The following is a 12124-nucleotide window of genomic DNA, read 5'->3' as shown; positions in this document are numbered from 1 at the left end:
TTACAACGACTGTTTACGACTATTGGGCATGGCGCCCGGGGAGGTAGTAAGCGACAACGTCATTGCCGCTGCCAAAAAACTGCAGACCGACACACAGGGAGCGCACCAAGGTCAGCCCGCGGCCATGCGCATTGAGCAAGCCAGTCTGACGATCCAGCACACTGGTCCAGTCAAACCCCGGCCCGGAGTCCTTGACACGAATCCGCAACAGCTCCTGACCATTGACCTGCAAGCCGGTGAGATCGATCTCGATACGGCCGTGACGCAACTCGGCAAGCCGCTTGGCCCGCTCCAGCAGATACGTCTCCATCCCCTCATCATCGTGCTTCAGCGCGGACGCGAGACTGAGCACGCCATGATCAAGCGCATTGACGAACAGCTCGGTCAAAATCAAGAACACATCCGACTGATTGGGCGAGAGCGACTTGACCTCGTTGATGAAGGTCATCATGAACGGCACGGTATTGATATATTTCAGCTCATCCGCGCCCAGCGTCAGGCTATAGCGCCAGGCACACTCCTGCGACTTGGCCAGCAACTCCAGATCGGGCAAGCCATCCGATTTTCCGGCCAACGGTGCATCGGCGGCCTTGGGATCGAGCCGGTCGCCAAATCGCGCCAGCACGAGCGAGATATCGTCATGATGCGGCTCGCTATCCAGATGATGGCGCAAATCAGCCTGAAAATGCGACAGCCGCTGCGGCACCGGCCGTGCGGCCAGGGCTTCAAGCAGCCGCTCGACACCGTATGCCACGCCATCTGGATTGCGCGCCTCAATCAGGCCATCAGAAAACGCGACCACTGTCCCCGGTTCGTGGAAGTAGTAACGCTCGGTTGCCATTTCGACTGCATGGGTCGGCACGATGCCCAAGGGCAAATGCGCTGACTTCCAGATCTTTTTGACCTCACCGGCCTGATCGATCACGTGTACGGTAGGCATGCCCCCGTTCCAGACTTCGATACAGCCCGCCGCCTCATCGATCGAAATCAACGCCACGGCCACGAAACGGCCAACCGGCAGTACCTGGCGTACCTTGTCGTTCATTTCGATCAGGATGTCGGAAATCGCGTAACCCTTCTCGGTCATGCTGTAGAAGGGCTGCGTCAGTGGCAGCACGTTCAGCGCCGCGGTCAGGCCGTGACCGATGCCATCGGCAAGCAGCACATGCAAGGCACGGCCGGGGGTACGAGACGCGGCGATCAAGTCGCCAGACAGGCTTTCTGCCGGGGAGAGCCAATAGTCGAGCTGGCGGTCATACAGCCGCTCGGCATTGACCATCTGCTCCATCAAATGACGGACGACGCGCTTTTCTTCCTCGGTGCGGTCGTAGTAATCGGCCAGCTTGGCCGATTGTTCGCGCACCTTGCGATTCAGCTCCAGCGTGCGGTTGAACGCTTTGAGCTTGGCTTCCAGCACGCGGAAATTGACGGGCTTGGTGATGTAATCATCCGCGCCCTGCTCAATCGCCTCTGCCAGCCGGTTCTCTTCACCGATGCCGGTCACGAAGACGATCGGCACCCAGCTCTCGCCCGCTTCGCGCTTGATGGCGACGGCCGCCTCCGGCCCGGAGAGCACCGGCATCATCATGTCCATCAGGACCAGATCGGGCCGTTGCGCACGCCAGACTTCGATTGCTTCGGCGCCGTTATGAGCGGCAATCGCAACGTGACCCAGTGCTTCGACGAACCGAGTGATCAGCAGCAGTACGGCTTCGGTATCGTCGACAACCAGGATTTTCATGGAACGGTAATTAACGGATCGTGAAGATCTTGCCAAAACAGGCGATTTCCAACACCTGCTTGACCGTATCCCGGCAATTCACAAGCGCGAGGCTCTTATTGGCGGCACCGATTTTTTCCTTTAGCAACAACAACATGCCTAGCGCAGAGCTATCCAGGTAGTTGACGTTCTGGAAATCAATCAGCACCTCCTTGATCGCCGCATTGGCAATCAAGGTTTCGCAAACCTGGCGAAACTCGCGATGCGCGCTGAAATCGAATTGCCCGGACAAGACAACCCGCCCCACTTCCCCTTCAATTTGAACCGTCGGTGTCATAAGCACTTAACCTTTAAATCAAACTCGAGCCACGGTCGCACAGCGCAATCCGCGCAACGATTGCACACCACCCTGAGAACGCCATCAAACATTAGATGGATCGACCAGGACTGGCAACTTGACTGCAAACTCACTGCCTTGACCCAGTGTAGATCTGACCGAAATATCGCCGCCGAACTGATCCAGCAAGTTGCGTACGATGGCGAGCCCCAATCCAGTCCCGTCTTTTCTCGTCGTGAAGAACGGCTCGAAAAGACGTTCCTGGACTTCCGGCGACATTCCTTTGCCGTGATCGCTTACCGTGATTGTAGCGAAATCCACATCGAAGACGAGGGAAAGTTCTACGACAGAACCCTCTGCACTAGCCTGTATAGCATTCTCAAGCAGATTCAGAATCAAGCTCAACAGCTCCTTGCGATTGGCCTGAACATATACGTCGCTCGCCAAGTGTTGCACCAGCGACATATCCGCCGCATCCAGCTGTGGCTGAATCGTCTGAATCGCCTCCCCCAGGCAAGAGACCAATTCGACCGGCTCGGTTGGCAATGCCTGCCGTCGCACGAAACGCAGCATATTCTGGATCAAGGCTTCCAGATGCCGCAGTCGGGCCAATGTTTTTTCAGAGAACTTGGCCCGCTCGACCTCGCTCAACTGCGGTTTGGCCAGATGGCCGGTATAGAGCAACGCCGTTGCCAACGGCGTGCGCAACTGGTGCGCCAAACCCGCGGCCATTTCCCCCATCGCGGCCAGACGCCGGTGATGCGCCAACGCCTGCTGCAGCTGCCAACTTTCGGTCAGATCCTGCACCAGCAGGATCGACCCGCCCTCCTCCGGCACTTCTGCGCTCCCAATGCTCAAGCGCAACTCGCCCGAAGCGCACGGATAGATCCATAGATCAGCCACCGAAGTGGGTTGCAGCTTTTGCACGACAAAATCCGTCCAGCGCATGCCCACCGACAGCGGCGCCAGCAGGCGGGCGGCAGCCGGATTCATCAAGGTGACGTTGCCATGCGCATCCAGCTCGACTGCGCCACCCGGCAGACGATCCAGCAACAATGACAAACGCCGTGACAAAGCGGCCTTCTCTTCAAGCTCCCGGCGCAAATGGCCATTGGCAATTTCCAGTTGCTGGGTCAACGACCCCACCTGACGCTCCAAATCGGCGTAAGCCTCGGTCAATTGCTGAGAGGCGGCAGTGAAGAGCGAAAACGCCGCCTCCAGCTCCTGCGGATCAATGCCATTGTTCTGCTCGGCCACGATTGACTATCCTTGTTGCTTTCACGCTTTTGAATTATAAAGAGCCTAGAACCCGCTTTCAGCTTAGGTTTTGTGGCAAATCGCCCGGCTCCACAAATAACCCGCCACCGACAATAACTGCTAACCCTTACAACGCAAATGATTGCACTAAAAAGCCAAAAACCTGTTAATTCATTCGCATTTGAGTCTTACGCACATTCGCAGTTTGGAGCCCCGCCGTGTCTGATCTCCTGAAAAAGATTGATGCCCGAACAAAACTAGCTGGCACCAACAAGCTGGAAATCCTGCTGTTCACGCTTGGCGTGGATCAGCGCTCCGGCCGCCGGGAGAACTTTGGCATCAACGTATTCAAAGTACGTGAGGTGATGCGCACCCCCGAGATCACCCAGGCACCTGAAATGCCGCCGTCGGTCGAGGGCATGGTCAGCCTGCGTGGCGCCTTGGTGCCGGTCATTGATCTCGCCAAATACACGGGCGTGATCACCGACAACCGGTCGGACATCATGATCGTGACCGAATATAACGGCCACACCCAAGGCTTTCTGGTCGAAGCGGTCGATACCATCCTGCGGCTCGATTGGTCCTCGATGCGTGTGCCGCCGGATATGCTCACAGCCCAGATGGGCGGACTCGTCACCGCCGTCACCGAGCTGGAAAACAACAAGCTGGTGATGATGCTCGATGTGGAAAAGGTGCTCGCCGAAACCACGCAAACAGATCATTCCATTGATGAATCGGTCGTCATTCGCGACAGCAAATTCAGCGACATGACGGTTTATTTTGCCGATGATTCCATCGTTGCCCGTCATCAAATTGAAATGACACTCGACGCAATGGGGATTCACCACCTGCAAGCCATCAACGGCAAACGCGCCTGGGATGACTTGCAACGCCTCGCCAAATCCGCCGAGATTCAGCACAAATCGGTGCGGGATATGGTTCAGCTGATCCTGACCGACGTTGAAATGCCGGAAATGGACGGTTACATGCTCACCAAAATGGTGAAGAGCGATCCCCGCTTTGCCGGTATTCCAGTCATCATGCATTCGTCGCTGTCTGGCTCTTCCAATCAGAAGTTGGGACAATCGGTCGGTGTTGATGCTTATGTCGCAAAATTCGAACCGCACAAACTGTCCGAGATGCTGGCCAGCTACCTGCTCAAGGATTAAGGAGTACCCCGCATGAGCGCCCCTCAGACCAATCTTCTGGATAGCGTTGACGCCCGCACCAAGCTGGCCGGCTCGAACAAGATGGAAATCCTTTTGTTTTCGCTGGGCACCAAGGAAATCTTTGGCATCAACGTATTCAAGGTGCGTGAAGTCTCGCAAACCCCGAAGATCACCAAGACCCCGAATATGCCGGTTGGCGTGGAAGGCGTGTTGTCGCTGCGCGGCAATATCATTCCCGTCATCGCACTCTCCAAATTCATCGCAGCACAAGATCAAAGCGCCGCCGACAAGACCAGCACGATGATCGTGACCGAGTTTTCCAAGCACACACAGGCATTTCTGGTGCATGACGTGGATCGGATCATTCGGGTGGACTGGGACAAGGTACGCGCGCCGGAAACCATGCTGGCCGGTAGTCAGGCACTGATCACCGCCATTACCGAGCTGCCGGATGGCAAGCTGGTTTCGATTCTGGACGTCGAACAGATCCTCTCGACCGTCATCGGCGAGCCCATCATTCCGGAACTGCCACGCGCCGCTGTTGATCCGGACACCTTCCTGTTCTTCGTGGATGACTCCATGGTCGCCCGCAAGGAAATCGTCGGTGTGCTCGACAAGATCGGCATCAAGTACTACCAAGCCAATAACGGTCTGGAAGCGTGGGAAAAACTGCAGGGCCTGGCCAACCGCGCCACGCAGGATGGTGAATCGCTGAAGGAAAAACTGCGGCTGATTCTCGTCGATGCGGAAATGCCGGAAATGGATGGCTATGTCCTGACCAAACACATCAAATCCGATCATCGCTTTGCAGGCATTCCAGTTGTAATGCATTCATCCCTGTCGTCTAATGCCAACCGCGCCATGGGTGCAAGCGTTGGCGTTGATGCCTATGTGGCAAAATTCGATCCGCTGGTGCTTGCCGATACGCTCACACCGCTGCTTGTCGGTTAGATAGGCACTTAAAAAACGATTCTGATTGACCCGTTTCTCATCGATCGGGGAACGAGATGGAGCTAGAACAAGATGGCTGATTCGAATATGCGCATCCTCGTGGTGGATGATTTCTCCACCATGCGCCGTATTGTGCGCAATCTTTTGAAAGAACTCGGTTTTTCAAATGTGGAAGAAGCCGAAGACGGTCAGGTCGCGCTGCACAAATTGAAAAATGGCAGCTTTGAGTTCGTCGTCACTGACTGGAACATGCCCAATATGACCGGCATCGAATTACTCAAAGCCATTCGTGCCGATGCGCAATTGAAACATCTTCCGGTATTGATGGTGACTGCCGAAGCGAAGAAGGAAAACATTATCGAAGCAGCCACGGCAGGCGCATCCGGATATATCGTGAAGCCGTTTACTGCGGCGACCCTCGACGAAAAGCTGAAGAAAATCTTCAGCAACATGAATAAATAAAAGGAGGCCGACGTGAGCGATCAAGCCCAATCTTCCGGCGATTCCGACGATCTCGAAGCGCTGTTCGATAGCATTCTGCAAGCGAATCACCCTGCAGCCGACGCCGCGCCCGCTGCTGCGGCACCAGCGCCGGCAGCCCCGGTAGCGGCGGCCTTGGCCGCGGCCATCCCGGCTGGCATGGAAGATCTGTCAGAACCCGCACGCTCGATGTTCTCGCACATCGGCCAGATGACGCGCAAACTGCATGACACCCTGCGCGAACTCGGTCTCGACAAGTCACTGGAAAAAGCCGTCTCGCAGATTCCCGATGCACGGGATCGCTTGTCCTACATTGCCACCATGACCGAACAGGCCGCCGAGCGGACCTTGAACGCGCTCGATGCGGCCAAACCCTTGCAAGACAAGATTTCCGACGACGCAAAATCATTGGCAGCGGAATGGAACAAGCTCTACGCCAATCAGCTTTCCGTCGACGAATTCAAAGCCCTGGTCGAGCGCACGCGGACGCATCTTTCCAGCACCGTGACTCACTCCGATCAGATTTCCGGCCAGATGCTCGAAATCATGATGGCGCAGGACTTCCAGGATTTGACTGGGCAGGTCATCAAGAAAGTCGTCGAAATGGCGAAAACCATGGAAAGCCAGTTGCTGGACTTCCTGCTGATGTTCTCGCCACAAGGCGTGACCACCAAAGCGGAAGAAACTTCGTTGCTCAATGGCCCGGTCATCAAAGCCGAAGGTCGATCCGACGTCGTAACGAACCAGCAGCAGGTCGATGATCTGCTGGACAGCCTGGGTTTCTGAGCCACTAACGAATAACCGGGAGGCCAAATGAGTGACTTTGGCGGAATGGAAGACTTGCTGCAGGACTTTCTGACTGAATCGTCAGAGCTCCTGTCCGAGGTCGATAACAAGCTCGTCGAACTGGAAAAGCGTCCAGACGACAAGCATTTGCTCAACGACATCTTTCGTGGCTTTCACACGATCAAGGGTGGCGCCGGCTTTTTGAACGTCGATGCGATGGTCAGTCTTTGCCACCGTACCGAAAACCTGTTCGACAAGCTGCGTAACGGTGAGCTGAAACTCAGCCTGGAAAACATGGACGTCATCATGGCGGCCACCGGTGAAGTACGGGAAATGTTCGGCGCGCTCTACCAAGGGCGCACGCCTGCCGCCGCCCCGGCCGACCTGCTCGCTGCGCTCGATGCGGTCATCTCGGGCCAAGCTGCGGCCAGTGCGCAAGCCGCAGCACCCGCTCCGGTTCCTGCGCCCGCCCCTGCCCCGGTTGCTGCGCCCGTCGCCGCACCTGCTGGTGCACAAGGCCCGGATTGGCAAAACCTCTATGACTCTTTGCTGGGCAACGCCCCCGCCGCGCCACCACAAGCCGCCGCTGCGCCTGCTCCAGTTCCCGAAGTGGTCCTCGCGCCACTGGCTCCGGCCGTGGTCGATGTCGAAGCCCATCAACTGATGGCTGAGCCGATGCAAAGCCTGCGCCCCGCGCCAGCCACCAAAGCGCCGACGCAAGCCAGCGGCCAACAAGTCGCCGCGCAGGAAACCACCATCCGGATCGATACGGTTCGCCTGGATCAGGTGCTGAACCTGTCCGGTGAAATCGGCCTGACCAAGAACCGCCTGACGACGCTCCGCAGCGACATCATGGCTGGCAAGATGGATTCCGGCACGCTGAAAGCGCTCGATGAGGCCATCAGCCAACTCGATCTATTGGTCGGTGACTTGCAAAACGCGGTGATGAAGACCCGCATGCAGCCGATCGGCCGCCTGTTCCAGAAATACCCACGCCTGGCGCGCGATCTGGCCCGCCAACTCGGCAAAGATGTCGAGCTGGTGATCACCGGCGAAGAAACCGAACTCGACAAGACCATGCTGGAGGATCTGAACGATCCGCTGGTTCACTTGGTTCGCAACGCGGTCGATCACGGTGTCGAAACCATTGAAGAGCGCCTGGCAATCGGCAAACCGGCCAAGGCCATCGTTGAATTGTCCGCCACGCAAGTGGGCGACCATATCCTGATCGAGATCACCGATGACGGTCGCGGCATGCGGCCGGATGTGATCCGCAAGAAGGCCGTCGAAAAGGGCCTGATCGATGCAGAAACGGCCAATAGCCTGGATGAGAAACAAAGCCTGCAGCTGATTTTCCTGCCGGGCTTCTCGACCAAGGATCAGATCTCCAGCATTTCAGGGCGCGGCGTCGGCATGGATGTGGTGAAAACCAACATCATGCGGCTCAATGGCCGGATCGATATTCAATCCGTGGTTGGCGAAGGCTCGCGCTTCTCGATTTCGCTACCGCTGACCCTCGCCATTCTGCCGGTGCTCGTCGTGCGCGTTTGCGAACAGCCATTTGCCGTGCCGCTGGCCATGGTTCGGGAAATCATTCCGATCGATGGCAAGCAAGTCCAAGAGGTGTCCGGGCGCGCCACCATCGTGGTGCGAGACGAAATTCTGCCGGTCAAATCGCTGGCGGGCCTTCTGGGCTGGCAAGAAACCCAGGTGCCGAATTTCGGCGTATTGATGCAAACCGCTGAGCACTCGTTCATCCTCGCCGTGGATAGCTTCATCGGCCGCGATGACGTCGTGATCAAGCCGCTGCAGAACATCCGCCCGATGGGCGTCGCCGGCGCAACACTCTCCGGCGATGGTTCGGTCGTGCTCGTGCTCGATATGGAAGACCTGCTCGCGTCAGCAACGGCGGATAGCTCGTCGCTGCGTACCGCCAGATTTACTGAACTGCCGTCGTATTGAGTACACGCCGGGCTTGTCCCGGCGTTTCCAATTCAGCGTAAGCTGATATACATTTGTAAAAAGTTCACCCACGCCGGGACCGACACAATGCAAGACCACGCTTTTATTGGCCGCCAGCCGATTCTGAATCGCCAACAGCAAATCATCGGTTACGAACTGCTGTTCCGCCTGAATAAAGAGGCGGTATCTGCTGAGTTTTCCAGTGATATGCAGGCCGGCACCAACGTGCTGGTCAATACGCTCTCCAACATGGGCACCGACTGGCTCGTCGGCAGCAAACTCGCCTTCATCAACGTGGCGGAGTCGATGCTGGAAAGCAATTTCCTCGAACTCCTGCATCCACAACGCGTGGTGCTGGAGGTGGTGGAAACCACGCAGCCAACGCCCGAACTGCTCAACCGCCTGAAAGAGCTGCGCGCACAAGGCTTCGGCATTGCGCTCGATGATTTCGTGCTCACACCGCAAACCACCGCTTTCGTTGAATTCGCCAACTACATCAAACTGGATATCCAACTGCTTGGCATGCCGCAAGTGCCGGGGATTTCCAAGGAGCTGCGTAAATTCCCGGTGTTGCAAGTTGCGGAAAAAGTCGAGACCAAGACCGAATTCAAGACTTGCATGGACATCGGTTTCGACTGTTTCCAGGGCTATTACTTTGCCCACCCGGAAACGTTGTCCGCCAAGGTCATCAATCCGAGCTACGCCAACATCCTCAATCTCTTGAACATGCTGCGCAACAATGCGGAGATCAAGGATATCGAGAACGCACTCAAACGCGACGTTGCCCTGTCGTTCAAGCTGCTGCGCTACATCAATTCGGCCGGCTTCGGGCTATCGTGCGAAATCCAGTCCTTCCGCCATGCCGTCACCATCCTCGGCTACCAGAAGCTCTATCGCTGGCTCACGCTGCTGCTGGTTACCGCTGGCGCAGAAACCGGCGCGGCACCAGCGCTGTTGAAAACAGCCGTGACACGCGGCCGTTTGGTCGAATTGCTGGGTGCGCACTTCCTCGATGGTCAGGAGCGTGACAATCTGTTCATCGTCGGCATGTTCTCGCTGCTGGACGTACTGCTCGATATGCCGATGGATCGCGTGCTGGAAACACTGATCCTGCCGGAAAACGTGTGCGACGCACTGCAGCACCGCACCGGTATGTATGGCCCCTTCCTCGAACTCGCCGAAGCGTGCGAAGACCCGGAAATGACCGAAGTACCGCGCCTGTGCGATCAGCTGCAAATCACGCCGGAAATGCTGAATCGCGCTCACGTGCAAGCGCTGACCTGGGTCGAAGAATTGGGTGTCTAACCCGCCCATTCATCCGGATCGTCTCGCTCTAAGCCAATAAGCTCTAAGCCAATAAAAAACCCACCGAGATGGTGGGTTTTTTATTTTGCTCATCAGTAGCTCGTCAGTTGGATTGCAGCGCAGTCCGCCAATCAACGACCATTGGCGTCGATCACATTCCAGCCCTGCCCCCGATTCAACAATTGGGTCTGTAGCGCTTGCTTGCCCGCTTGATCGACAAACTCGGCGAACTTCGGGAATGCAGCTTTCACGGCAGCATCGGTCTGCCACGCAGCCGGCGTATTGAATTTGTACTGATAAGAAACCTGGTGACGCCGGTAATTGCTGCGTTCTTCCAGCACTTTGTCTTCCGTGATCTTATCCACTTCGACATTGCCGCCGCAAAAACCCGGCATCGCCGCCGCCGCCAAGCCGGCATAGCTTTCCTTGCCGACATCGGTCAGGGAGAAGGTCACATTGCCGCCATCCGCTGGCGACGTCTTGATCAGGCCAACCTTGACCAAGGCATCCAGCTGCGCGCCATTCGGCTCTTGCAACTTCGCGTAATCCTTGGCCACCGGCTCGTCAAAATGCACCGGCATGGCAACACAATTTTTCTCTGCGGTATGCAAATCGCCATTCACTGCATCAACCAATTCATGCTGATCGACCGCAACCTGCTTGGTCTCATCGGTTTTTCCGCACGCGACCAGGCCGACGGCGGCCACGGCGCATAACAATCCACATATCGATCCAGATATGGACTTGGATGCCAATGGATGGTGCTGTTTCATTCGCTTACCCCTGATTAGGTTTTATCTCTTGACCGACAACGGGCCGAATAATGATTTCAGAAGAAAAAAGTACCACAAATTCCAGTGAAATTACTCAACGCTTTTCCGGATCGAACGAAAGCGCAACAGAATTGATGCAATAACGCTCACCAGTGGGTTCCGGCCCATCAGGGAATACATGCCCGAGATGCGCATCGCAGTGGGCGCAACGCACCTCGATTCGCACCATGCCATGGCTGTCATCCCGCAAGCGGACAATCGCGCCGTCGGCCGCTTCTTCCCAAAAACTCGGCCAGCCACAACCGGCATCGAATTTGGTCGTGGAGTGAAACAGCAGGGAATCACAACACACGCAGCGGTATTCACCCGCATCATTGTGATAGTAATGCTCGCCGGAAAAAGGCCGCTCGGTGCCGGCCTGCCGCGTGACCCGATATTGCTCGGGGGTCAGTTGCTTGCGCCATTCGGCATCGGATTTGACGATCTTGTCGCTCATCATGTTTCCCCTTGAATTGATTGGTGATCACGCGGCCGGAAAGGTCGCATCCAGCCATTCGGCCACGCAGGTGGCGATCCGTTCCCACCCTTGATCGATCATCAATGCATGGCCGGTTTCGGCGAAAAAGCGCGGCGTGGTATGCCACGCGCGGGCCGTCAGCCAGACATCACCTGCCGAAATGATGCGATCGTTATCAACACCGACCACCAGGCAAGGCAACTGTGGCTCTTTCCACAATCGCCACGGCTGCGGTAACAACAACTCGCCCAGTGCCCGCAAGGACTCGGGTTGCGTGCGCGCGGCGAAATCGCGAATCACGTCGCTATCCAGGGCATTGGAAAACAGCAGCTCACGCATCAGCGCCAGATCCGGCTCGGGCAAGCGCATCGCCAGCGGGTGCTCGCTGAACTGATGCCGGCCAAGCGCCCACAACAGATGCGGTGTACTCCAACCCATATGCGCCAAGGAACCGCTCAGGCCATAGGGCGGCACGCTGCCCAGCAAAGCCATGGCAGGCAAGGATTGTTGCCGTGCCAGCGTCTGCGCGACGAAACCACCGAACGAATGACCGATGATCACGGGTGGCGCGGCCAATCCAGCGGCAACCTCAGCGACATCGGCCACGAAATCATGAATGCCGAAATGATCGAGCCGATCCCGGCCCCAGCTCCCGGCATGCCCGCGCAAACTGACCGCATGCGCATCAAAGCCGCGTTCGGCAAACCAGGGCAGGAAATGGGCATCCCAACACCAAGCTCCGGTATATGCGCCGTGCACAAACAGCAGTGGCGGTGCTGCGTTGCGCGCCACACCCGTCGGCGGATGGTGCAGGACTTCCAACACGCCGCTCATCGCCATGCCCCCAAGGAACATCCCAACGGCACA

Annotated in this window: 12 protein-coding genes; 6 read left to right on the top strand and 6 right to left on the bottom strand. The window is 57.0% G+C overall.

The genetic code is table 11. The features are described from left to right. Nucleotides 1-19: 19 nt before the first annotated feature. The 3 genes from BR41_RS09055 to BR41_RS09045 form a co-directional block, all read right to left on the bottom strand. Nucleotides 20-1741: an ATP-binding SpoIIE family protein phosphatase gene (locus BR41_RS09055; protein ID WP_035055469.1), complete on the bottom strand. Its 1722-nt coding sequence runs from the start codon at nt 1739-1741 to the stop codon at nt 20-22. A gap of 10 nt (nt 1742-1751) precedes the next feature. Beyond that, complete coding sequence (locus BR41_RS09050) at nt 1752-2057, bottom strand: STAS domain-containing protein (protein WP_035055467.1); 306 nt, start codon at nt 2055-2057, stop codon at nt 1752-1754. A gap of 84 nt (nt 2058-2141) precedes the next feature. Beyond that, complete coding sequence (locus BR41_RS09045; protein WP_035055465.1) at nt 2142-3314, bottom strand: sensor histidine kinase; 1173 nt, start codon at nt 3312-3314, stop codon at nt 2142-2144. Between the two features lie 218 nt (nt 3315-3532). Here BR41_RS09045 and BR41_RS09040 point away from each other — a divergent pair, with 218 nt between their 5' ends. The 6 genes from BR41_RS09040 to BR41_RS09015 all read left to right on the top strand — a co-directional run bounded on the left by BR41_RS09040 (nt 3533) and on the right by BR41_RS09015 (nt 9967). Beyond that, nucleotides 3533-4483 (top strand): chemotaxis protein, encoded by a 951-nt coding sequence (locus BR41_RS09040; protein ID WP_035055463.1) that lies wholly within the window; start codon nt 3533-3535, stop codon nt 4481-4483. A 12-nt stretch (nt 4484-4495) separates the two neighbouring features. Continuing rightward, nucleotides 4496-5434, top strand: a complete 939-nt coding sequence (locus BR41_RS09035; protein ID WP_035055460.1) for a chemotaxis protein — start codon at nt 4496-4498, stop codon at nt 5432-5434. A 72-nt stretch (nt 5435-5506) separates the two neighbouring features. Next, nucleotides 5507-5896: a chemotaxis response regulator CheY gene (cheY, locus tag BR41_RS09030; RefSeq protein WP_035055457.1), complete on the top strand. Its 390-nt coding sequence runs from the start codon at nt 5507-5509 to the stop codon at nt 5894-5896. A gap of 12 nt (nt 5897-5908) precedes the next feature. Then, complete coding sequence (gene cheZ, locus BR41_RS09025) at nt 5909-6700, top strand: protein phosphatase CheZ (RefSeq protein WP_035055454.1); 792 nt, start codon at nt 5909-5911, stop codon at nt 6698-6700. A 27-nt stretch (nt 6701-6727) separates the two neighbouring features. Continuing rightward, entirely contained in the window at nt 6728-8662 is a 1935-nt protein-coding gene (locus BR41_RS09020) for a chemotaxis protein CheA (RefSeq protein WP_035055451.1), read from the top strand. Nucleotides 8663-8749: 87 nt separating this feature from the next. Continuing rightward, nucleotides 8750-9967, top strand: a complete 1218-nt coding sequence (locus BR41_RS09015; protein WP_035055448.1) for an EAL and HDOD domain-containing protein — start codon at nt 8750-8752, stop codon at nt 9965-9967. A gap of 131 nt (nt 9968-10098) precedes the next feature. On the opposite strand, the gene BR41_RS09010 is transcribed toward BR41_RS09015, so the two are convergent. The 3 genes from BR41_RS09010 to BR41_RS09000 all read right to left on the bottom strand — a co-directional run bounded on the left by BR41_RS09010 (nt 10099) and on the right by BR41_RS09000 (nt 12091). Beyond that, complete coding sequence (locus BR41_RS09010; protein ID WP_156970629.1) at nt 10099-10740, bottom strand: SEN1982 family lipoprotein; 642 nt, start codon at nt 10738-10740, stop codon at nt 10099-10101. A 94-nt stretch (nt 10741-10834) separates the two neighbouring features. Further along, on the bottom strand, nt 10835-11236 hold the full coding sequence (gene msrB / locus BR41_RS09005; protein WP_035055608.1) for a peptide-methionine (R)-S-oxide reductase MsrB: 402 nt from the start codon (nt 11234-11236) through the stop codon (nt 10835-10837). Between the two features lie 27 nt (nt 11237-11263). Continuing rightward, nucleotides 11264-12091 carry an alpha/beta hydrolase gene (locus tag BR41_RS09000; RefSeq protein ID WP_035055443.1) on the bottom strand — a complete coding sequence of 276 codons (828 nt, stop codon included), beginning with the start codon at nt 12089-12091 and terminating at the stop codon, nt 11264-11266. Nucleotides 12092-12124: the final 33 nt, after the last annotated feature.

Source organism: Andreprevotia chitinilytica DSM 18519 (assembly GCF_000711875.1).
In the GTDB taxonomy this organism is placed as follows: domain Bacteria; phylum Pseudomonadota; class Gammaproteobacteria; order Burkholderiales; family Chitinibacteraceae; genus Andreprevotia; species Andreprevotia chitinilytica.
Note: the sequence above shows the minus strand (reverse complement) of the source record. Positions and strands in the feature narration are given on the sequence as shown.

What these genes read in the sequence shown, in the direction of transcription:
- msrB (WP_035055608.1), bottom strand. Translation starts at nt 11,236, where the DNA reads ATGAGCGACAAGATCGTCAAATCCGATGCCGAATGGCGCAAGCAACTG.
- BR41_RS09000 (WP_035055443.1), bottom strand. Translation starts at nt 12,091, where the DNA reads ATGAGCGGCGTGTTGGAAGTCCTGCACCATCCGCCGACGGGTGTGGCG.
- BR41_RS09035 (WP_035055460.1), top strand. Translation starts at nt 4,496, where the DNA reads ATGAGCGCCCCTCAGACCAATCTTCTGGATAGCGTTGACGCCCGCACC.
- BR41_RS09015 (WP_035055448.1), top strand. Translation starts at nt 8,750, where the DNA reads ATGCAAGACCACGCTTTTATTGGCCGCCAGCCGATTCTGAATCGCCAA.
- BR41_RS09010 (WP_156970629.1), bottom strand. Translation starts at nt 10,740, where the DNA reads ATGAAACAGCACCATCCATTGGCATCCAAGTCCATATCTGGATCGATA.
- BR41_RS09055 (WP_035055469.1), bottom strand. Translation starts at nt 1,741, where the DNA reads ATGAAAATCCTGGTTGTCGACGATACCGAAGCCGTACTGCTGCTGATC.
- BR41_RS09020 (WP_035055451.1), top strand. Translation starts at nt 6,728, where the DNA reads ATGAGTGACTTTGGCGGAATGGAAGACTTGCTGCAGGACTTTCTGACT.
- BR41_RS09050 (WP_035055467.1), bottom strand. Translation starts at nt 2,057, where the DNA reads ATGACACCGACGGTTCAAATTGAAGGGGAAGTGGGGCGGGTTGTCTTG.
- cheY (WP_035055457.1), top strand. Translation starts at nt 5,507, where the DNA reads ATGGCTGATTCGAATATGCGCATCCTCGTGGTGGATGATTTCTCCACC.